Origin of the sequence: Luteolibacter pohnpeiensis, from assembly GCF_016595435.1 — a bacterium.
GTDB lineage: Bacteria > Verrucomicrobiota > Verrucomicrobiia > Verrucomicrobiales > Akkermansiaceae > Luteolibacter > Luteolibacter pohnpeiensis.
Map to the genome: position 1 here is coordinate 110,784 of NZ_JAENIJ010000003.1, position 20,805 is coordinate 131,588.

A 20,805-nucleotide genomic window follows, 5' to 3' on the forward strand; every position below is an offset into this window, starting at 1 on the left:
AGGCTTTAGGATTGGATGAACTCCAGAAGATCTGCATTGAGTTGATCTTTGGCAGTATCGCCCAGACTGTGCCCGCCGCCTGGATAAATTTTCAGAATCGCGCCAGGAACCAGTTGAGACGAAATCATCGCCGATGCCCCGATCGGAACAATTTGATCATCATCGCCGTGGATGATGAGTGTCGGGATATCAAATTTCTTCAAATCCTCGGTGAAGTCCGTTTCTGAAAATGCCTTGATGCAATCGTAGGCGTTTTTATGACCGGACATCATGCCTTGTGACCACCAGGATTGGATGAGCCCTTGTGAGACTTTTGCCCCCGGGCGATTGAATCCGAAGAACGGACCGCTGGCGACATCGAGGAAGAACTGGGCCCGATCGGCTAGATACGCTGCACGGAATCCATCGAAAACCTCCATTGGCAGGCCGCCGGGATTTGCCTCGGTTTTCAACATGATAGGTGGCACCGCTCCCATGAGGACCGCCTTGGCAACACGCGAGGTGCCATGCCGGCCGATGAATCTGGCAACTTCTCCACCACCGGTTGAGTGACCGATCATGACAGCGTCCCGCAGATCCAGTGCTTCGAAGAGTTCCGCAAGATCGTCCGCATAGGTGTCCATGTTGTTGCCGTCCCATGGTTGGCTGGATCGGCCGTGACCACGGCGATCATGGGCGATGCAACGATATCCGTGAGAGGCAAGATAGAACATCTGTGCTTCCCAAGCGTCAGCGGTGAGTGGCCAGCCGTGGCTGAATACTACAGGTTGTCCTTTTCCCCAGTCTTTATAATAAATGCTGGTGCCGTCTTTGGTGGTGATGGAGCTCATGTTTTTATAGGTTACGCTTTTTTTAAATTTGGGACGTCCAATCTCTTTTGGAGAATGCCTGAAAAGCGTGACCGACTTATTCGGAAAAAGTTTTAAAACAATTAACTGAAGCTTTGCATACGGAACATCTACCCCGGGAATTCGCTATTCGGTGAGGTCTGTGATGACGCCTGCATTGCTCCATTTGCCAGACGCTGAGCGCATTCTGAATCGGTAAGGCTGCTCCGCGCCGATGTCAGGAATGAAAAAATGGACCGTTGGATCAGCGATATTTTCGATTTCAGTACCACTGATTCCCTCCACCCGAATTCGTAGGAGACTCTTGAATTGATCTTCTTTACCGGAGGGAAAGCGCTCTATCCATCGATCGCCAGACTTTGTCCACTGACGCACCCCAGGGTCGTCGTGTGGATAATCGAAGTGAAATGAACTAGGACTTCGGTCATTCAGATCAGCGGGTTTGGGCTGCAGGCCCATGAATGCATCAAAGCGACGAAGCGAAGAGAAATTAGGATCGTCTTTGAATGAATCCATTTTTGGATAGTTCAATTCAATGGCATGTTCAAGAAAACCGGCTGCCTGTTCGCCCAAGCTGTCTCGGAGATCGCTCTTAGCTTCGGGGAGCTCAGCAACTGCTGCCGCGAATAAAAGTGCGGCGGCTTCGTTAGATTGCCAGGATTCGTCCAACATTTTTCCGAATTCTATGGCGTCAGCCAGTCCTGAATCAAATTCATCATTCGATAGACAAGCGATGGCATGATTGAACAGCGCGACTTTCCAACTGTTCTGATAGTCGACGGATTCCGGGGCCAAAGCCAAGGCTTGGCGAGCAAGTTGGATTGCGTCAGCCGATTGTTTCTCCATTTGAGGCCAATTCGACTGGATGTGGGAAATTTTAGTCAGTCGACTGAGCGCCATTGAACCTTGATAAGCATATTGCGGAACCTCCGGGTATTGATCGGATAGAGCGCGGTAGATGGAAAGCGATTCGTTATAAACTTCCTCTGCGGACTTGAACTGGTTTCCTGCGGAATCGAGATCTCCTAGAAATAATAAGGCAGTTGCTAGCTGCAGGCGTGGCGACGGCATGGAAGGAAATTCATGAACGAGTCGACGGTTGATATGGATGGCTTGCTGGATTTCCTCCTTCGCAGCATCAGGTTGTCCAGCCATCGCTAATGTTGTGCCAAAGTTAGATAGAGTGGTAGCCAGGATGCCTCGGTAGCTGTAACTCTTTGGTGAGTCTTCAACGAGCGAATTCAGTATGCTCAACGCTTCCTGATAGGATTCTATGGCAGACTTGGAATCGGTTGAGGCGCGGTTGCTAGCGTAGTTCGTCAGGCTGGTAACCAGATGAGCCTGATTCTCCGGGTCATCGGGAGAAAGTGCCACGAGTTGCTTTCCAATTTGAAGGGCTTCGTTGAATAGTGGAGTAGCCTCCATGGGTCGGTGCAGTTCACTCAACGCATAGCCGAGGTTTTGCAGAGTGATCATGAGACCTTTCAAATAAACCTCATTCGTTGGAAATCGAGCGACTAACTGCCGACCAATGGACAGACTCCGGTGAAGAACCGGAAGTGCATCTTCAGGCATGATGGAGGCCCCGAAATTATTGCAATGGAGTGTTAGATCTGCCTGATAGAGAGGGTTGTTAGGGAATTGTGCGATCAGCTGCTCGTCTATTGAGATGGCGAGATGATATTTTTCCTGCGACTTCCCGGTTTCTCCCAAACTGCCATAAATTTCCGCTAGCCGACCAGCTGCCCATGCCTGGTTTTTGAGAAGCTCCCAATCCGATCCCGTGTATTTGACCAGCTCTTCGAAGAATGGCATCGCACTTTCCAGCAAGTCACGCCGCAGCTTTAGGAAATCCGCTTCATTGAGTTTTGGATTCTCAGTAACGCGGCTCAGGTATTGATCGACGACGGATTTTGCGCGTGTGAAATTGATCAATGCTTCCTTCTTTTTTTGTTCGGCAATCCATCGTGACTTTCTCGCTTCTCTGGCTTGTTTGAGACTGATGGTGGCACCGGCCACAAGTACGAAAATGGTGAGTGCGGCGGCGAGAAGAGGAATCTGATTGCGACGCGCGAATTTCTTGAAGCGGTAGCTGGTTGAAGGTGGACGCGCAGAAACCGGAAGGTTGATCAGAAATCGTTGGATGTCCTCAGCTAAAGCGGAAGCAGTGTCATATCTCCACCTGAGGTCCTTCGCCAAGGCCTTCATGACAATTGCATCCACTTCTCCGTGACAATACTTACGTGCTTTTTGAAGATTCGGATCTTTCGCCAGGCAAGCGCTTGGTTTTTGTGGTGAATCTTCTCGAATGCGCCGCAGGGCTTCTTCGTAAGAAATGCTATCGTCAACCAGAGGTGGTTTTCCGGTCAGGAGTTGATACAGCACAGCCCCGAGAGAATAGACGTCGCTACGGGTGTCGATATCAGAAGGGTGAGCAAGTTGCTCCGGACTGGTATAGGGAAGAGTTCCAGCGATTGCGTTGGGGCTCGCAAACACGGTTTCATCGGCTGGCCCCATCGCGATCCCGAAATCAATGATTTTTGGAACTGGCCTGCCATCTACCTCACTGACCAGTATGTTTGAAGGTTTCAGATCGCGATGGATGACCGACTTTTGGTGGGCATGTTGCACCGCATTGCAAACCGGAATAAACAGTCTCAATCGATCCCGATGGCTTAAATTACGGGATTCACAGTAATCAGCGAGTGGTTCGCCATTTACCAGTTCCATCGTAAAAAAGGGGCGACCTTCGTTCGTTGTCCCGACATCGAGAATTGCCGCGATGTTCGGGTGATCCATCAATGCCAATGTTTGGCTCTCGGCTAGGAATCGGGCGGTAATCTCATCACTATCCATGCCGCGCTTGATCATTTTGATCGCAACGCGGCGTTGGACAGGCTCCGTCTGGAATGCAGACCAGACACTGCCAAATGAACCCTCTCCCAGTGGCTCAATCAAACGATATCGATCGATCATGTCCCCCGGGAGATCCACGATTTGGCGTGAAACCCCGGACGGAATATTGTGGAGCGAATTGCCCGACATGACAGCGGATTCAATCACATTTCGCACGATGGGAAAGGTGATTTATGGGGCGGCGGGTTAGAATGCGAAACAATCGCATCCGGAGCCCCAAAGTTGGCTCAGCCCACTTGATGCATTTCCCATGAAGGTGGTGTGCTGGTGGGGCGGGGGCGAGAATCTATTCCAATTCGGCGCACCGTAACCTCCAAATTTTGCGACCGGGGACCACTCGGGTAAAATCGGAATCGGTGGTGCATCGTAGCGTTGAAATGGACCGGATGCATACACGGGCTTGCCGCCGACAATGGTTAGAATCGACTGCAAGTCACGGATGCGATCTTCAGGTATCGTGAAATAATCCTCGCTGGTCACAACGATATCCGCCAGTTGGCCAGGAGCCAAGGTCCCCTTGGTCGACTCTTCTCCGGAGAACCATGCACTACCCGCAGTATAGAGACGGAGTGCTTCTTCCCGGTTCATCCGGTTCGCCTCTGGATACAGTTCCAGCCCGCCAAGAGTGCGACCGCTGACTAACCAGTAAAGCGAGTTGAAGGAATTGTAGCTTGCCACGCGGGTTGCATCGGTGCCCGCGCCCACTGGGATGCCCATTTCGAGCATCCGTCTAACAGGAGGGGTGCGCTCTGCCGCTTTCGCACCGTAACGATCGACAAAGTATTCACCCTGAAATGCCATCCGGTGCTGAATGGCGATACCGCCGCCCAGTGCTTTGACACGCTCAAGGTTCCGATCGCTGATGGTTTCACAATGATCGAGGAACCAATGCAACTCATGGATGGGTGCTTCACGATGCACCCGCTCGAAAACATCGAGAAACCGGGTGATGCTTTCATCGTATGTCGCATGCAGGCGGAATGGCCATTTGTTAGAAGCGAGCGATAGGACCACTTGCTCCAGTTCGGTTTCGAGGGTAGGGGATAAATCCGGCCTTGGCTCAAGGAAATCTTCGAAATCCGCGGCAGAGAACACCAGCATCTCGCCGGCTCCGTTCATGCGGAAAAACTCATCACCTTCGCCCGGTTTGGTCATGGTCATCCAGCGTGCAAAATCTTCTTTTTCCTCTTTGGGTTTTTGGGTGAAAAGATTGTAGGCGATCCGGACAGTCATCTCACCCCGTTCGTGGAGTTGACGGATGATTCCGTAATCGTCCGGATAGTTTTGGAAGCCACCTCCAGCATCAATGCAGCTGGTAACTCCCAATCGATTGAGCTCGCGCATGAAGTGGCGTGTCGAGTTGAGCTGATGCTCAGGAGACAAGGTGGGGCCCTTGGCGAGTGTCGCATACAGGATCATCGCATTGGGGCGGGCGATCAGGAGTCCGGTGGGGTTTCCTTGTTTATCACGCTGAATTTCTCCACCTGGAGGATTGGGTGTATCCTTGGTGTAACCGCACGCGCGAAGTGCGGCTCGGTTCAGGAGCGCGCGACAATATAAGTGGAGAATGAAAACCGGAGTGTCCGGGGCCGCTTCGTTCAACTCCTCGAGAGTCGGCATTCGGCGTTCATGAAATTGGAATTCACTCCAGCTCCCGACGACTCGGACCCATTGGCCCGGGGGAGTGGCGGCTGCTTGGATTTTCAGCATGCGCAGCGCATCCGCGAGTGAAGGAATTCCGTCCCAGCGCAACTCCATGTTGTAATTGAGTCCACCTCGGATGAGATGAAGGTGGGAATCATTCAGGCCGGGAATGACCCGGTGCCCATCAAGATCAATGATCTGGGTGTCAGGGCCAGCTGGGTATTTTCCATCGTCATCCACGGCCAGGATGCGACCGTCCTTGATGGAAATCGAACTCGCATTGGGCGTGCTGGAGTCGAGGGTGGTAATCTTGCCGTTTGTAAGAATGAGATCTGGGTGGAGCTTCATGGTGAGGTCAATTGGTTTGGAAAAGCCATTTACGAAAAAGTCGGGTGAGGCAGGGCATGACGACCCAGGACAGGAGTGCAACGATGAGTCCGGTCACGAGAACATTTGCGAGCAAGGGAGGCCAGGTAGGTAGGAAGCGCTTGGCAAGTGGTGGGAGAATCGAAGTAAGCGGGTAAACTCCGATGAATGTAGTAAGTGCCATTTTCAGTTTCGATGGCGCCTTGGCTTTTGGCATGTCTGGGAGCGTGAACCATCCGGAAAGCCCACCGGTCTTTTCGATATGCGGATCTCCATCGGTGAGTTCCCGTAGTCTGACCATCCAATCGCGGTAAGGCGGCGAGGCAATGAAGGTGCGTCTTGCTTTTGCATCGGCAAAGCGATGCACCACGGTGTATTCCCGTGGATTGGCGTGCTCGGACCGGATCACATGGATGCCACGGTTCCCCGGGAAGGCGAGTGCGTAGAGGACAAATTCCTGCATGGCTACCTCAAAAGGTGTCTCGCATCCAGGCTTTGTCCGGCGGCGGATCACAACCGTAACCATGGGATCAGCAGGCTCGTCTATCATGGTGTTCGTTGGTGAAGGTGGGTCATGAATCTTGATTGGGTGAAAATCCGGAATCGTGACCAAAGTTGTTAGAATTCCCGGCGAAAGCTGAGTTGCCAATAATCGACGTTGTCACCACCTATACTCGTCAGGGATTTGCCGGCTTGGTGATGGGTGTATCCAAAGAACAGCGATGTCTTTTGAGCTGCAGCCCATTCGATCGAGAAGTTGTATGCAGTCCCGAGGTAGGTATCACCGCTCGGGGATTTGCCTCCAATTTCTTGCAAGGGTGCGCCGTAGACCGCGTCATCGGCATCGAAGCGCCATTGGAAATTCATGCCCATGTTGATGGATACCTCACGGTTGGGTTTCAGTATCAACACAGGGTTCAGGTTGTATAAATTCGATGGTGAAATGAATCCGCCCTCGTTGAAGTAGTTGTTTGCCTGAAACAAGGGGTTGAAGGTGAGTCTGCTGCCTGTTTCGTTGCCGCCAGAAATGGCATCGGCTCGCAAAATCATGCTGGGACTCCAGATCGCGTCTTCGAAATGCCAACCAATTCCCAGGCTTGCCGCGCCTGCGGAGAGGTGGTGCCCGTTTGCCTTACCGAACTGATAGATGAACTCGCTGTTGCAGATCAATCCGTCGCCATCCCTGCTGAAGCGACTGCCGATGGTGTGGCGGGTTTCATGGTTCCCCGGGCTGGTAAAGATGGAATCTTCGTCGCGAAGTCCGATGTAGTAGGCATCTAGTATTTGATCTTCGCCGATAGGAAATGTTCCATAGATACCCCAGAATCGGATATCCGAAGGATCAGATGAATTGTCGAATGCTCCTGGAGAAATTTGAACTGGGGAGGCGAGGAATGCGTCGATTTTTACAGCATCATCGTGCAGGAACGAAAGCCGGATGGCATCATGTGATAAACGCTGATTCGCTCCCTCCCTGGATGCCAGAAGCCTGCCTGAACCATAGTAGAGATCCTGTCGGCCTAGCTGGACTGTTAGATGGGTTGCACTGGTGAGCTGAAAGTCACTTTTGATGAATCCTTGCAACAGATCAGGATCATCTTGATCTGGGGGAGCGAGGTCGCCTTTCTTTCCCCACATGCGTCCCCAGGTCAGTTCGGTGGCGATTTGAAATCTATCCGCTTTCTCAAGGGATAACATCGCTTGCAGTCGTTGATGGACCCAAGTGTCATCTTTTACCTTAGAGAGACCAAAATCGAGATTGCGATAGGATTCAGCCATGGTGCGGGCATGGCCGGAGATGAACCCGCTCCAGCCGTCTGGAGCGGGTTGAAATGTCACACCATCAGATTGCGCATGTGCCTGAGCACAGGTCAGCAGCCCGATGGTGATCCAGGTGAAACTTGCCTTTTTCAATGCGGTTGCTTTTTCAGCACGATCTGTGGTTTGATCGCCGATTGAGGAGCTTTATGCACCATGGTATAAGCGTATTCGACCCCGACACCGTAGGCACCAGCTTGTCCCTTGAGGAGACCCATCAGGTTATCATAATGCTCGCGTTTTGCCCAGTCCCGCTGCCATTCGAGTAAGGCTGGAATCGTGGTGAGACGGACCGCTCCAGCCTGAACCATTCTTGAAAGAGCGGCTTCTTGTGCTGCTGGGGAGGTGGCACCGCAGCAATCCTCGACCACATAAATGTTATAGCCTTCGCCGAGCATTTCGATGGTTGGCCAAGTGACGCAAACTTCGGTCCAGAGACCTGTCATGATGATGTTCTTGCGTCCCGTTGCCTTGATCGCGTTACGGAAGCCTTCGTCATCCCAAGAGTTCATCGATGTGCGTTCAACCACCTCTTGGCCCGGAAAGACATCGAGAAGTTGTGGCCAGATGTATCCACTGAATGATTCGGTCTCAACAGCTGTTAGAACGGTCGGGATATTGAACTCCTTTGCGACTTTGGCGAGTAAGGTCACGTTGTTGATCAGGGATGCGCGGTCGATGTTCGCCACGCCGAAGGTCATTTGAGGTTGGTGATCGATGAAAACGACTGCGCTGTTTTCAGGAGTGAAGAGTTGGTGGTGTGGGTTCATCAGAACGGGATAGGTTAGTTGTTGAGGACCGGAATCGGTCCACCTCCCGTTTGGGAATTCCCTGTCCAACGTGACGAAGAAAATGAATCTTTGTCACTTTGCCTGCTCAATTTGAGCAACGATGCCCCAATCACCGGTGTTTTTCTGCATCATCAAATGGACCGCTCCAGAAGTTTCGAGATCGGGGATGAAGAAAATTTGCGGCGACTTTCCGATGTATCGAATTTTTGTTCCCGAAATGCCATTGAGAAGGTATCGGCCTTCAATCTGGAATTGTTTGATCCGACCGCTGGGCGATGTTTCATTCCAGATTCTATTTTCACGACGCCAGACCCGAAGACCAGGATCATTGCCATTGTAAGCGATGCTGAATTCCTCAGGGCTTTTGCCTTGCGGATCGGCGGAAATGTCACCCAGAGCATCGAATCCAGGTATCCCGCGCAAGGGCGCGAGGCTTCCATCGGATAACGTCTTGCGATGATCTGGATTCCCCAATTGAAACGATGAATCTAGTAGATCAATCGCTAGCGCTATGGCGCGAGAACGGGTCTGGTTGTTCGACTTTCCGGCAGCATCTCCAGTGGCTGGTTGCACCAAGCCAAGTGTGTGGGTCGCCAGCTTAGCTGCCTCGACCTGGCTCTGCCAATCATTTGCGAATGCGGCGCTGAAACGAGTTGCAACATCAAGCAAGCCATCTACATCTCCGCGTTTCTGTAAAACATCACTCAGTTGCTTGAAAGCATGGCTGTAGGAATTGCGGTAGTCCATGTTCTCCGGACGTCCATGAGTTGCTGTATTGAGGAGAGCGACGGATTTTTCGAAATACCGCTGTGCTTGTTCGAGTTTGTCCTGATCTCTGTAGATGCTGCCGAGCCGATCTTCCAGGATGCTGCTTAGGTAGGAATGTTCGTAATTCTCAGGAAACTCAGTGGCCAGCTTGAGACGAACTTTTAATGAATTCAGATAATTCTCTACGGCGACATTTTTTTCGTCGAGCTGGCCATGCGCGTCTCCCAGCAGGTGATAACAGAGAGCCAGTGCATGGCGGTAATCAGCATTGGATGCAGAGTTATCGACAAGATAGAAATAAAGCTTGAGCGAGTCCTCCAGTGATTTGATGGAGGCTTGGGAATCACCATTTTCTAACTGATAAAAAGCTAGGTTATGGCTGGTTTCAGCGCAATCGGCCAGCATCTTCAGCGGTGGGTTTTCCACGTCCATCAGGTTACGCTGAGCTGTAAGTGCTTTTTCTAAAAAGCGGATGCCCATCTCAAGCTCGCCTGCTTTTGCGAGAATGCGGCCTAGACCTGCATATTGATGCGCCAATTCTTCCTGCAAATCAACCGAGTCTGGAAGAGCATTCAACCGATTTTCAGCTTCCTGGACCAGCTGGCGTTTCAGAGCCTCGGCTTCGGCATTTTTGCCGCTGGCAGACAGTGCGTCGGAGTAATTTCCACGAAGCACTGATGCATCCGACTGATAGCTTTTTACGGTCGGGTAATCCCTAGCAAGTTCCTCGGCAATCTGTAGCGAGCGTTTTTGATAATTCAGACTTTCGTCAAAATTACCAACCTCGCGCGTCAAAACGCTCAAATTATTATATCGCGTGCCGAGCGCATGCCGATAATCGGCATGATCAGGGAACTTCTCGACGAGTTGCTCCTCGATCGTCGCTGCCTCCCGCATGGAATCGATCGCTTTTTGCCTGTCGCCGATTTCGTGATAGACGGTGCCAAGCCGGTCCAGTGCCCAGCTGCGATCATGCAGAAGCTCCGGAGTCGTGCCATTTTTCCCAAGCTCCGCATAAAAGGGCAGCGCAGTCTCTAACAACTCTTTGCGCAGAGTTCGAAATTCCTCGCCTTCAAGACGTGAGTCCGCCGTGACATTGCTCAAATAAACTTCAACCGCAGTCCGCGCGCGCTGGTAGTTCTGTTCGGATTCCTGTCGGCTGAGTTCTGCAATGGTTCTGGAACGTCGTGCTTCTACCGCCTGCCAAATGCTGATGATGCTGGCACTCAGCAGGGTGACCGTGACCACTGCGGCTGCGATGAAAGCGGCGCGGTTCCGTCGGACCAGTTTGCCGAATTGATATCTCCAACTGGGCGCGGCGGCGCTTACTGGTTCTGCATTGAGATAGTGCAGCAGGTCAGCGGCCAATGCAGTTGCCGTTTCGTATCGACGGCGGCGATCTTTTTCCAATGCCTTTAAAACGATCCAGTCAAGGTCACCTCGCAATTGGCGTCGCCACTGTCGGCATTCTTGCTGCTCTTCACGTGTCGCATCGTGTTTGAGAGTGGCTTCACTTAGGCTCGGCTTGCGAACTTGCTGTTCACGGACGTGGCGCAGTTGTTCTTCATAGGAAAGATCGTTGATGCCTGCATCAATCCATGGCGGGCTACCGGTTAGAAGCTCATACAAAACGGCCCCGAGCGAATAGATGTCACTTCTTGTATCGACATCCCGCACGCTGCCCGCTTGTTCGGGGCTCATGTATTGCAAGGTCCCGATGATGACGCCCGACCTGGTGTGAAATCGATTTTCGTGCAACCCCTCGTTGCCTGGCGCGCCAAGCGCTTTTGCGATTCCAAAATCGATCACTTTTGGGACCGCACGGCCATCAATATTGGTGACCAGGATGTTCGACGGCTTGAGGTCGCGATGCAAAATTGCCTTTTGATGCGCATGCTGGACCGCGTGGCAGACAGGGATGAAAAGCTCAATGCGCTCGCGAATGGTTAGATTACTGGAATCGCAGTAGTTGGTAATCGCCTCTCCTTTGACCCACTCCATGGCGAAGTAAGGTCTTCCCTCAGAATTCGTCCCGGCGTCGAATACCGCTGCAATATTCGGGTGGTCCATCAGCGCGAGCGCTTTGCTTTCTGCCGCGAAGCGGGCAAGAACTTCACCGCTGCTGATGCCCGGTTTGATGAGTTTTAACGCCAGTATCCGAGAAATCGGTTGCAGCTGTTCCGCTTTCCAAACCACGCCAAATCCTCCTTCGCCGAGCGGTTCGAGAAGGCGATAGCGACCGATCATGCAGCCGGATGATTCGGGCGTTGACCCAAGCGGATCGTCATCGTCCAGACCGTGAGTGTGAAAACCCAGGTCGAGCATTCCTTCTGCAGCGCTCATGCTGCCCTTTGGTGCTGGCATTTCACCGGACATTGCTGGAAGTGAAATCTCTAAAGCTGGGGAAATGCAAATCGTTCACTCAACTCCTCAATGCGAGCTTCAACGCCATCAGTTCCTCATCGATTTGCAGATCATCGGGATTGCTCATGGTGGCCGCAATTTGTTTGCGCAGCAGATCACGAAATCTTCCCCGCAGGCGGCTTACCGCTTTACGGGTTGATTCGATGCTGAGCTCCAAAGCACTGGCTGCCTCTTCATAACTTCCTTCCGCGTGGGTGCGGGGATTGATGAAATCCTGCAGTAGTTTGAACTGAGCTGCCCGACCAGAGATGGCTTCAGTTTCGGCGAGCTCGGAAATGGTTCGTTGGATAATCGACAATGCCCAGTTCCGATCGAAAATCTGATGTGGGGTCAAACGCTCAGGTGGCTCGCCGAAGGTTCGCTCTGCGGCATCGACGTCCAATGATAGGATTTCCAATCCTCCACCTCTTTTGAGTGCATTATTGCGAGTTCTGATATCGCCAATGAAGCGCTGGAAGGCAGTTAGAAGAAAGGTTCGCAATTTTCCCAATTCAGGGTTTGCCCCAGAAACCAGATTGCGCCCTATCAAGTAGTGAAAAAATCCTTGGGTCAGGTCTTCTGCATCGGACGGTTGATTGCCCGCCCTCCTGGCATAGGCATAAAGTGGGAACCAGTAGTCCTTGCAGATCGATTCGATCGCCCGCCGTTGCTGGGTGGGGCCGCCCAGGCGACAGACATCAACCACTGCGGTCCATTGGGTGGCAGGAAATGGCGATATTCGGGTTGTGGCCATTGGGTGTGTCTCACCCTGGCATTTTTAATTTCGTGGTGCAAGCCTGTGCTCCAGTTCGGTTTTTCTTTCCGCCGTTGTGAAATCGCAATAGTTTGTGGATGTGAGAATGATCTCTGTTGGGAACGATGCGTTAACCGTCATTTTCGTTGTCGGCCGTGGTGATGCATCTGTTGATCGTTCTTTTCGGACTTACTGCGGCAAGCTGTTCAATTCACCCGCGGGTAGGATGATGGCGAACTCAAACCATAGTGATAATTTTTTGATTACATGAACGATCCACATGATAAGCGAAACGATGGCAATTGGGCGATGCAGGCGATCATCTTGCCATTGGGGGGCATTTTATTGCTGTATGGCTGTGCCCATGCAGATGGATTTTGGCGGAATTTTTCGCAGTATTGGGCGATTTATATGGGAATGCTGTGGTTGATGCTCGGCCTCATGCATCGGCTGCTTTGGAAAGCCAAAGCTGGATACCGGGATGCACTCGACCTGTATCGGTCGGTTCATCCCGAATCGGAGAGGCATTCCACTTCGAAAAAATAAAAAGTTTAAGAAATCCTGTAACGGTTTCTCAAAAATCTTTCTGAGGATAATATGTCGATGGAATCGCGAGATCCAAACCACGAGAACAATGCCCCGCGCAGCTTGGAAGGAATGAATCCTATGGATTTGTTGCGACAAGGTGCCACAGAGGATACGGCGCTGGATGAGCAGGCTGCTGGTTTCGTCCCGCCTTCGCTGGATGAGGTGGCTCAAGCATTTCCTCAGTTTGAGGTACTGGATTTGATTGGGCAAGGGGGGATGGGCGCAGTGTATAAAGTGCGACAGCGTCAGATCGATCGGGTGGTTGCCTTAAAAATACTTCCTCCTGTAATCGGGGAATCGAAAGAATTCTCCGCTCGGTTTGCCGGTGAAGCGAAGGCTCTGGCAAAGCTGAATCATCCGAATATCATCACGTTGCACGAGTTTGGACGGACCGATAACGGACTGTATTTTATCGTCATGGAGTTCGTCAACGGGGTCAACCTCGCGCAGTTGATGAAAGCGGAGAGGATTTCATCGCGAGAGGCATTGTCGATTGTTTCGACGATTTGCGATGCCCTGCAGTTTGCACATGACCACGGCATTGTTCATCGCGACATCAAGCCGGAGAATATTTTGTTAGATCGGGCTGGCAAAGTGAAGGTCGCTGATTTTGGACTGGCAAAATTGATCCAAGCCGACTCGGAAACAGAGCATGAGCCGAATGATTCATCCGCGAGCGGGTTGACCGAGGTTGGAAAAGTCATGGGAACTCCGGCTTACATGGCGCCTGAGCAATCCGAGCGGCCAGCTGAGGTCGATCATCGTGCGGATATCTATGCACTGGGAGTGGTTTTCTATCAAATGCTAACCGGTGAGCTTCCGGGGCGGCAGATGAAGAACATCAAGCGTGTGCAAATCGATGTTCGACTGAACGAAATCGTGCTGCGTGCCTTGGCGAAAGATCCTGCGAATCGATTTGAGAACGTCACTGAGATGAAAACTTATATCCAAGACTCAATGATGTGTGTATCTGTAAAAGATAAGGTTGTCAAAAAATACCGTAGATTGCTGTTGGTTTCAGGTTGCATGTTCTCGGTTGCTGTAGTGATTTTCTTGGTATATTACATTAATAAAAGGATCAAGGTTTCTGTTGCTTGGAAAGATTCTACGAGTTCCCAGAATCAAGCTGTTGCGAATAAACCTCCTGCGCGGATATATAGTTCTCAGGATGAGATTTCGTTTTTGTTTGATCGAATAGCGATCGCAGAAGCCAATGTTCGTTTTCCAGATGGTCATCCTCTTCGGATTCGAGCGCAGGAGCATTTTGACGATTTATATAAAAGGATGCCGGATATATCTGGTGATAGAATTGGATATTGGGCGAAGGATTTCTACGCTAGTACTCAAAAGGATAGAGGAAACTTTGCGAAATCACAACCGAATGCGCATCTTGAAATCGCACTGCTGGACGCGCGTATCGCGGAATTCAATAAGTGGAAGTCTGGAGATGATGGTTTCCAGTTGATGTCTGAGAATGTTTTAACTGCCGGATTGCCGTCCCACGAAAAACAAGCGCGTGCTTGGCTGAGTTTGATTGATGCTGGCCAATATGGTCTCGCATGGGACTCGTCGTCGGATGCGATGAAGTCTCAATTTTCAAGGAATGATTGGATATTGTTTATGATCAAAATGCATGATCCTCTAGGTAAAGTTTTAAGCCGGGGGGATGCATTTGCGGATACTCAGTTTAAGACGAGTGAAGGTAAGATGCGACGATCTAAAGCATATCTCACTCGGTTTGATTACGGAGGGGGATTGGTTGAGGATCTAGTGATGCTTGAAGTTTCTACGGGGGTGTGGAGGCCATATTCATACGCTATTCTTCCAAATAATCATACTATCGATCTGTGGATTAATGTTACTGTTCTCGGTGAGGTTGGGGCGACAGGGGTGCTCAAGCTAAATCCTAATGCGACGTTGCTGGATGCAATCGCTGAAGCGGGAGGGCTGACTGTTAAAGCGAATCCGAAGAAAATTTCCATTTCTGAGAAAAATGATTCTTCCCAGCTGCCTCAACTAGGATTATATAATTTTAATGAAATTCTGGCTGGTCAGGCAATAAATCCAGGATTGACTGAGGGTTCGGTCATTGTTGTTCCTGCGCGCAATATGTAAAAATTTATTATAATAGTTATTGTGAATATTATTTATCCTATTCAATCCGTGCTTGTTTACTTGGCGATGTGCTTCTCGTCACAAAATGTGGACCGTATCACAGTTAAGGGGCCAAACATCGAAGCGGTAGAGCTTGTTCGCGATGGAGACGTATGGAAAAATAGTGATGGTTCGCGCTTTTTGATCGAAAATGGTCAACTTGAGATTTCTAGAGAATCTGGAAATGAGGTGCTCCCAATACATGAATTTATACCAGAGTTGAAAGATCATAATTGGGTGGATGCTCCAACGGTTTCTATGATGGATGGGACTTTGAGCAAGGATGAGGACGGTTTTACTTTTAAGATTAAGGTGGCAGGTGGAGATCAGATCGATACTTACTCGATTAATTATAAAGCCTCTGCGCCGAAGCAGGAATTGGCTGCGCTCGGTGAGATTCGCATCAATGTTTTGGGAGCGGTTAGAGTGCCTGGAGTTTATAAAGTTGCGGGTAACGGATCGCTGATCGATGCGATAGCTACAGCTGGGGGATTCGGGGAGAAAGCCAACTCAAAAAAAGTTTCAATAGTGCGGGGGCCTGCGGGTGAAATTCCCAACGTAACCTATTTCAATGTTGAATCCATGCTTGATGGTAAAAATCCTGCGCCTGCTCTGAAAGAGAGGGACACTATATATGTATATGAGAGGATTTTCTAAGTTGGTTATTTTGTCGATTGCTTAGATGTCGAAGCTTCATTCTTTTAGATGCTTGATTCATTGAAGACTGCTGTAGAAGCAATTTCCCTTTTTCGAGATGATGGAGAGCCGTGAGAATAGAGACATTTTTGCCACCACCCGCTGGACCATGGTCATGGCGGCGGGCGATCGGGAATCCGCTTCTTCAGATGCGGCGTTGCAATCGTTATGTTCGATTTATTGGTTTCCTCTGTATGCTTATATCCGGCGTCGAGGTTATACCAAGGAGGATGCGGAAGATCGCACACAGGAATTCATTGTCGGGTTGCTCGCTCGTGAGGATTTGTCAGGCTTGGATCGAAGCCGGGGAAAGTTCCGTGCTTTTTTGTTGGCATCCTTGAAGCATTTTCTCGCGAACCAACATGCGAAATCCAACCGGCAAAAAAGAGGTGGGCATTTGACTCATCTGTCGCTCGATTGGCAATCGGCAGATCATCGATTCCAGGTGGTTGATGACCAGCAGCCCTCACCTGATCTTGCGTTTGACCGGGAGTGGGCGATCACTTTGTTAGAGCAGGTGCTTGCCAAGCTCAGGCGTGAAGCTGAAGCGAGTGGCACGGTAGATCGCTTCGACGCCCTGAAATCCTATTTGAGCCTGGCTAAAGGGGAAATGTCTTATGGGCAGAAAGCTGCGGAGCTAGGTTGGGAAGAGGGAGCTGTGCGCGTTGCAGTGCATCGCCTGCGCAAGCGCTACCGATCCATGCTCAAATTGGAGATCAGCAAGACTTTGGATGACCCAGAAATGGTCGACGAGGAACTGGAAGTCTTGATGGCCTCGTTTTCGGGATGACTTGGGTATGGTCGTTTCGCGGAAACTTTGCTGTCAAGTCAGGCCCTTCTTCTGCGGGCCATGGCCATCGAGATCGTAGCGATAAGCAGGAGTGAACCAGATGGCTCAGGAATTTGCTGAAGGGTTCCAACGATGATACCTGATGACGTTGCAGTGGCGCTTTCGGTCACAACCAATTCACCTGCGACATTGGTGACGAGTGACCAACCATAAAGGTCGTCATCGCTTGGGGATAGGCCGGGAGTTCCTGGTATGGTCCGGTCGTCCCAATAGGCGATATATTGGCTTTCGCCGGGTTGCAGGGTGAGGGTGTTTTCGCCTGGCGTGTTGAGATTGGTGACGAACGAGGCCTGTGAATTGACGTAAGTGGCATCAAAGATCGTCCCCTGCTCGACTATGAATAGACTGTAAACTTCGGCGATTCCCGCGTAGCGGAAAAGGAAAGTCGACGATGAAGTAAATTCAACCTGCAGTAAAAAAAGTCCATCTCCAGGGACGGCGGTTTGGGTGAGAATGAATTGGTGGTCAAACGGCAGATTGACGATCTCGATATCTGGCGGAGCGGTCGTCGGGGTGACGATCATTGCGTCATTTTCGATCACAGCGGCGCTGACGAATTGGGCGGATGTAGCCGATAAGATAAGTGCTAGTAGTTGAGCCTTTCGTAAAATCCGAGTCATTAAACGCAGCTTGAACTATAACTGACGCTAGGAGCAAGTGATTTCGTCAACCCGCAATAAAGCCCGGGTCTTCGATCAGCTTCCCACCTGCTATCGCGAGGTTCGCGAGCTCGTCGCAGCGTTCGTTTTCCTTGTGGCCGGCGTGGCCTTTGACCCAGCGAAGCTCGATCTGATGGGGAGCCATCACTTTTTCTAACAATTGCCACAAATCCTGGTTCTTGACGGGTTCCTTCGAGGCTGTTTTCCAACCGCGTTTTTTCCAACCGGCCAGCCAATTTTTGGAAATGGCATCCACCAGGTATTTCGAATCCGAGTGAAGCTCGACCTGGCAGGGTTCTTTCAGCGCGGCCAGGGCGGCGATGGCTGCCCGGAGTTCCATCCGGTTATTGGTTGTATGTTTGTAACCTGCAGAGAGTTCCATGCGGTGGCGGCCGGATACCAGCACCGCTCCATAGCCTCCTGGTCCTGGGTTTCCTTTGCAGCCGCCGTCGGTGTGGATGATCACGCGTTTCATGGCGGCAGCGTTTCACTGAAACCGGCCATTGCAGAAGTGAAATTTAACAGGAATGATCGTTCCGCCGAATGAATGATGACTCCATGAAAGCCGAAGCTCCTGCACCCGCGGAACGCTACGACGTCGTGATCCTCGGCGGGGCGCTATCGGGAGCCTCCACGGCGATGTTGCTGCTGAGGCAAAATCCGGGCATCCGGGTGCTAATCCTCGACCGCGCGGAAAAGCTGAAACGTCGGGTTGGCGAAGCCACGGTCGAAGTCAGCGCGTTTTTCCTCGGCCGCGTGCTTGGGCTTACTCGCTATCTGAACGAGCATCACATCGCCAAGCAGGGCTTGCGATTCTGGTTCGTGAACGACGAGGTGGAGTCGCTCGATCAAGCGGGCGAAATTGGCGCACGTTATCAGGTCCGACTGCCGTCCTATCAATTGGATCGGGCGGAATTGGATGAGGAGGTTCTGCGCCGTGCAACCGAAGCCGGTGCGGAGGTGAGGCGACCGGTGACGATCAAGGACGTGATGCTGAGCAGCGGTGGCGATCAAACGGTCACTTATTCCACTCAGGACGGATCACGAACCGTTCAGGCACGGTGGGTCGTCGATGCATCCGGAGTCGCGGCATTCTTGGCACGTAAAAACGGCTGGTGGCGGCGCAATGAAGAGCAGCCGACGGCATCCGCCTGGGCGCGTTGGAAAGGCACCAAGGATTGGGATGGTCTCGAACTGGCGGAGAAATACCCGCAGTGGGCGAATGCGGTGCATGGCATTCGCGGGACCGCGACGAATCATATTTTCGGCGATGGGTGGTGGAGTTGGTGGATTCCGCTGAAAGGCGGCGATACCAGCATCGGCGTCGTATTCGACCAGCGGCTGGTGAACTGGCCGGAGGAGGGGAAACTTGGCGACAAACTGAAAAACTTCCTGTTAGAAAACCCGATCGCCCGGGAAATCCTCGATGGGGCGGAGTATGATCCTGATGACGTTCACTGGCGGCGAAACCTCTCCTATTACAGCACCACTTTCGCCGGGGATGGGTTCGTGCTGGTTGGCGATGCTGCAGGATTTCTCGATCCATTTTACAGTCCGGGCATGGACTGGATTTCCTTCACCGTTTGCAGTGCTGCCGAACTGATCCGGAAGCAACGCGATGGCGAAGCGATGGCGGCTCCGGTGGAGAAATTCAATCGCGACTTTTCAGTCTGCTATCATCGCTGGTTCTCAGCACTCTACAAAGACAAATACGATTATCTCGGTGAGTTCGATTTGATGTATTTGGCGTTCCGGATGGACCTCAGTCTTTATTATTGGGGCGTGGTGGAGCCGCCGTTCCGCGAAGGCCTGAAAGCCCTGCATGCGCCGCCATTTTCTCCACCGAGCGGCAAATTATTCGGCACCCTGATGTCGCTCTACAATCGGAGATTTGCCGCGATTGCCCGTCGGCGCAGGAAAATGGGTGAGCTCGGCCGTCGCAATAAGGGCAAGCGTTGTCTCATTCCTGGATTCACGCTGGAGCGGAAAGACATGTTCCGCCTGTTCGGGATGTTGGGAAGCTGGGCGATGCTGGAGTTGAAGGAAGGCTGGAAAAGCTGGGGAGATTCGGCCCGATCGGAGACCGGCGCTTGAGCTTTTCAAAATCGGCAACTACGGCTCGGGCATGATTTCGCCAGATTCATCGACATCGGGAGAACCCGCAGGCAGCGGCTCATCGGGCATGAAATACCTGCTGCTTGGCAAGGACGAGAGCACGGACCAGGAAAAACTCGCCAAATACAAAGGCGAGGTCGATTGGACTTACCTCAAGCCGCACTTCGAGCGTGGTTGCCTATTTTTTGTCGATCCGGATGCCAAACTGGAAGAAGTCGGCGCGGCCATCGCTGCGAACGAGACCGAGCGCGTCCAAAACTGGCTAGCCTCGGGGGATTTGGTGAAAATCGAAGCGCTGCACGCAAACCAGTGGGAAGGCGGCACGACACAGTTCGAGGCGCTGGTGGTTTCGCCCTTTGTCCTGTGTCGGCCGGTGGTTTCCCGCGGTTAAATTGTTTCAAAGGCTAAACCGTCGGCAGCGTGATCTGCAGAATGGTCGAGCTGTCAGTTGCTTCCAGCGGATCCGCGCCGTGGGGCAGCAACAGGAAGCTGCCCATCGGAAATTCACGCCTGCCTGCCGATTTCAGGCAGCCGTCGACTACGGAGATGATGGAGAAATTTCCTGGAGATGGGTTGGTGACGGTCTGGCCGGTGTGCAGCGATTTGCGATCGGTCTTGAAATACGGGCAGGTCGCCAGGTTGTCGCCGTCTGGCGTGTCCATGGTCGGCTCGAAATCATCGAAATCGATGCTGGCGAGCGATTGCACGACGTGAAGTTCGCGCGGCTTGCCGTCGAGCCCCTGGCGGTTCCAATCGAACACGCGGTAGGTGGTGTCCGAATTTTGCTGGATTTCGTGGATGAGGAAACCGGCACCGATCGCATGAAGGCGGCCGGACGGAATGAAAATTGAATCACCGGGATTCGGTGAAATCGCGTGGACCTTGTCCTCGACAGTGCCGTCCTGAATCGATTTCTCGAAATCCTCGCGGCTCACCCCGTTTTTCAGACCGACATAAAGTTTCGCGCCGGGATCGCAATCCGCGATGACCCACATTTCGGTCTTCGGCTCGCCATTCAGGCTGGCAGCCAGGTCCACTGGCGGGTGCACCTGGATGGACAGATCGTCACGGGCGTCGAGCACTTTGATCAAAATCGGGAACCTTTCGGAGTCCGGCAGATTTTCGCCAAAGACCTCGCTGCGGTGATTCGTCCAGAGGTCGTGCAGCGATTTGCCGGCGTAAGGCCCAGCGGTGACGATCGACTGTTCGCCTTCGCGATCCACGACTTCCCAAGACTCCCCGTAGGGGTTTTCTGCGTCCGGGAGTTCGCGGGAGTAAAAGTTTTCGAGTTTGCGTCCGCCCCAAACGCGTTGCATGTATAGGGGCTCAAAGGTGATGGGTTCCATGCGGAGCTGTGTTTTACCGGCAGGCGATCTGGATTGCAAACCTTGAGGCGTCGACATGGCGATGTAGCGAGAGGTGGTCTAGGTGGTTG

Annotated in this window: 17 protein-coding genes; 6 read left to right on the forward strand and 11 right to left on the reverse strand. The window is 52.0% G+C overall.

Going from position 1 to position 20,805, the window contains the following annotated elements; all coding sequences use genetic code 11:
- Positions 1-5 precede the first annotated feature (5 nt).
- The 8 genes from JIN85_RS02715 to JIN85_RS02750 form a co-directional block, all read right to left on the reverse strand.
- Complete coding sequence (locus tag JIN85_RS02715) at positions 6-830, reverse strand: alpha/beta fold hydrolase (RefSeq protein ID WP_200267398.1); 825 nt, start codon at positions 828-830, stop codon at positions 6-8.
- Positions 831-974: 144 nt separating this feature from the next.
- Entirely contained in the window at positions 975-3,893 is a 2,919-nt protein-coding gene (locus tag JIN85_RS02720) for a serine/threonine-protein kinase (RefSeq protein WP_200267400.1), read from the reverse strand.
- Between the two features lie 57 nt (positions 3,894-3,950).
- Positions 3,951-5,756: an amidohydrolase gene (locus tag JIN85_RS02725; protein WP_200267402.1), complete on the reverse strand. Its 1,806-nt coding sequence runs from the start codon at positions 5,754-5,756 to the stop codon at positions 3,951-3,953.
- A 7-nt stretch (positions 5,757-5,763) separates the two neighbouring features.
- Positions 5,764-6,324, reverse strand: coding sequence for an antibiotic biosynthesis monooxygenase (locus JIN85_RS02730; RefSeq protein ID WP_200267404.1), 561 nt, complete (start codon positions 6,322-6,324; stop codon positions 5,764-5,766).
- Positions 6,325-6,392: 68 nt separating this feature from the next.
- On the reverse strand, positions 6,393-7,688 hold the full coding sequence (locus JIN85_RS02735) for an alginate export family protein (RefSeq protein WP_200267406.1): 1,296 nt from the start codon (positions 7,686-7,688) through the stop codon (positions 6,393-6,395).
- Positions 7,685-8,362, reverse strand: a complete 678-nt coding sequence (locus tag JIN85_RS02740) for a hydrolase (protein WP_200267408.1) — start codon at positions 8,360-8,362, stop codon at positions 7,685-7,687. Before JIN85_RS02740 ends, JIN85_RS02735 begins: the two co-directional genes overlap by 4 nt.
- A 93-nt stretch (positions 8,363-8,455) precedes the next feature.
- Positions 8,456-11,515 carry a serine/threonine-protein kinase gene (locus JIN85_RS02745; protein ID WP_200267410.1) on the reverse strand — a complete coding sequence of 1,020 codons (3,060 nt, stop codon included), beginning with the start codon at positions 11,513-11,515 and terminating at the stop codon, positions 8,456-8,458.
- Positions 11,516-11,573: 58 nt separating this feature from the next.
- Entirely contained in the window at positions 11,574-12,308 is a 735-nt protein-coding gene (locus tag JIN85_RS02750; protein WP_200267412.1) for an RNA polymerase sigma factor, read from the reverse strand.
- A gap of 267 nt (positions 12,309-12,575) precedes the next feature.
- On the opposite strand from JIN85_RS02750, the gene JIN85_RS02755 reads away from it, so the two are divergent.
- The 4 genes from JIN85_RS02755 to JIN85_RS02770 all read left to right on the forward strand — a co-directional run bounded on the left by JIN85_RS02755 (position 12,576) and on the right by JIN85_RS02770 (position 16,536).
- Positions 12,576-12,854, forward strand: a complete 279-nt coding sequence (locus JIN85_RS02755; protein ID WP_200267414.1) for a hypothetical protein — start codon at positions 12,576-12,578, stop codon at positions 12,852-12,854.
- Positions 12,855-12,905: 51 nt separating this feature from the next.
- Positions 12,906-15,011: a protein kinase domain-containing protein gene (locus tag JIN85_RS02760; protein WP_200267416.1), complete on the forward strand. Its 2,106-nt coding sequence runs from the start codon at positions 12,906-12,908 to the stop codon at positions 15,009-15,011.
- Positions 15,012-15,032: 21 nt separating this feature from the next.
- Positions 15,033-15,707, forward strand: coding sequence for a polysaccharide biosynthesis/export family protein (locus JIN85_RS21860; RefSeq protein WP_200267418.1), 675 nt, complete (start codon positions 15,033-15,035; stop codon positions 15,705-15,707).
- 97 nt (positions 15,708-15,804) lie between these two features.
- Positions 15,805-16,536 carry an RNA polymerase sigma factor gene (locus tag JIN85_RS02770; protein ID WP_200267420.1) on the forward strand — a complete coding sequence of 244 codons (732 nt, stop codon included), beginning with the start codon at positions 15,805-15,807 and terminating at the stop codon, positions 16,534-16,536.
- Between the two features lie 38 nt (positions 16,537-16,574).
- Here JIN85_RS02770 and JIN85_RS02775 read toward each other — a convergent pair whose 3' ends face one another.
- Both JIN85_RS02775 and rnhA read right to left on the reverse strand, forming a co-directional pair.
- Entirely contained in the window at positions 16,575-17,216 is a 642-nt protein-coding gene (locus JIN85_RS02775) for a PEP-CTERM sorting domain-containing protein (RefSeq protein WP_200267422.1), read from the reverse strand.
- 46 nt (positions 17,217-17,262) lie between these two features.
- Positions 17,263-17,730: a ribonuclease HI gene (gene rnhA, locus JIN85_RS02780; RefSeq protein WP_200267424.1), complete on the reverse strand. Its 468-nt coding sequence runs from the start codon at positions 17,728-17,730 to the stop codon at positions 17,263-17,265.
- A 68-nt stretch (positions 17,731-17,798) separates the two neighbouring features.
- On the opposite strand from rnhA, the gene JIN85_RS02785 reads away from it, so the two are divergent.
- Together JIN85_RS02785 and JIN85_RS02790 are read left to right on the forward strand one after the other, a co-directional pair.
- Positions 17,799-19,349: an NAD(P)/FAD-dependent oxidoreductase gene (locus tag JIN85_RS02785; RefSeq protein ID WP_234047198.1), complete on the forward strand. Its 1,551-nt coding sequence runs from the start codon at positions 17,799-17,801 to the stop codon at positions 19,347-19,349.
- A 31-nt stretch (positions 19,350-19,380) separates the two neighbouring features.
- Entirely contained in the window at positions 19,381-19,761 is a 381-nt protein-coding gene (locus JIN85_RS02790) for a DUF2288 domain-containing protein (protein WP_200267426.1), read from the forward strand.
- Positions 19,762-19,774: 13 nt separating this feature from the next.
- Here JIN85_RS02790 and JIN85_RS02795 read toward each other — a convergent pair whose 3' ends face one another.
- A complete protein-coding gene (locus tag JIN85_RS02795; RefSeq protein ID WP_234047199.1) occupies positions 19,775-20,773 on the reverse strand; it encodes a type I phosphomannose isomerase catalytic subunit in 999 nt (332 codons plus the stop codon).
- Positions 20,774-20,805: the final 32 nt, after the last annotated feature.

Bases quoted from the DNA above. Each gene is read 5' to 3' on its own strand.
- JIN85_RS02715 (WP_200267398.1), bottom strand. From the start codon at position 830: ATGAGCTCCATCACCACCAAAGACGGCACCAGCATTTATTATAAAGAC.
- JIN85_RS02720 (WP_200267400.1), bottom strand. From the start codon at position 3,893: ATGTCGGGCAATTCGCTCCACAATATTCCGTCCGGGGTTTCACGCCAA.
- JIN85_RS02725 (WP_200267402.1), bottom strand. From the start codon at position 5,756: ATGAAGCTCCACCCAGATCTCATTCTTACAAACGGCAAGATTACCACC.
- JIN85_RS02730 (WP_200267404.1), bottom strand. From the start codon at position 6,324: ATGATAGACGAGCCTGCTGATCCCATGGTTACGGTTGTGATCCGCCGC.
- JIN85_RS02740 (WP_200267408.1), bottom strand. From the start codon at position 8,362: ATGAACCCACACCACCAACTCTTCACTCCTGAAAACAGCGCAGTCGTT.
- JIN85_RS02745 (WP_200267410.1), bottom strand. From the start codon at position 11,515: ATGCCAGCACCAAAGGGCAGCATGAGCGCTGCAGAAGGAATGCTCGAC.
- JIN85_RS02750 (WP_200267412.1), bottom strand. From the start codon at position 12,308: ATGGCCACAACCCGAATATCGCCATTTCCTGCCACCCAATGGACCGCA.
- JIN85_RS02755 (WP_200267414.1), top strand. From the start codon at position 12,576: ATGAACGATCCACATGATAAGCGAAACGATGGCAATTGGGCGATGCAG.
- JIN85_RS02760 (WP_200267416.1), top strand. From the start codon at position 12,906: ATGTCGATGGAATCGCGAGATCCAAACCACGAGAACAATGCCCCGCGC.
- JIN85_RS02770 (WP_200267420.1), top strand. From the start codon at position 15,805: ATGATGGAGAGCCGTGAGAATAGAGACATTTTTGCCACCACCCGCTGG.
- JIN85_RS02775 (WP_200267422.1), bottom strand. From the start codon at position 17,216: ATGACTCGGATTTTACGAAAGGCTCAACTACTAGCACTTATCTTATCG.
- rnhA (WP_200267424.1), bottom strand. From the start codon at position 17,730: ATGAAACGCGTGATCATCCACACCGACGGCGGCTGCAAAGGAAACCCA.
- JIN85_RS02785 (WP_234047198.1), top strand. From the start codon at position 17,799: ATGAATGATGACTCCATGAAAGCCGAAGCTCCTGCACCCGCGGAACGC.
- JIN85_RS02790 (WP_200267426.1), top strand. From the start codon at position 19,381: ATGATTTCGCCAGATTCATCGACATCGGGAGAACCCGCAGGCAGCGGC.
- JIN85_RS02795 (WP_234047199.1), bottom strand. From the start codon at position 20,773: ATGTCGACGCCTCAAGGTTTGCAATCCAGATCGCCTGCCGGTAAAACA.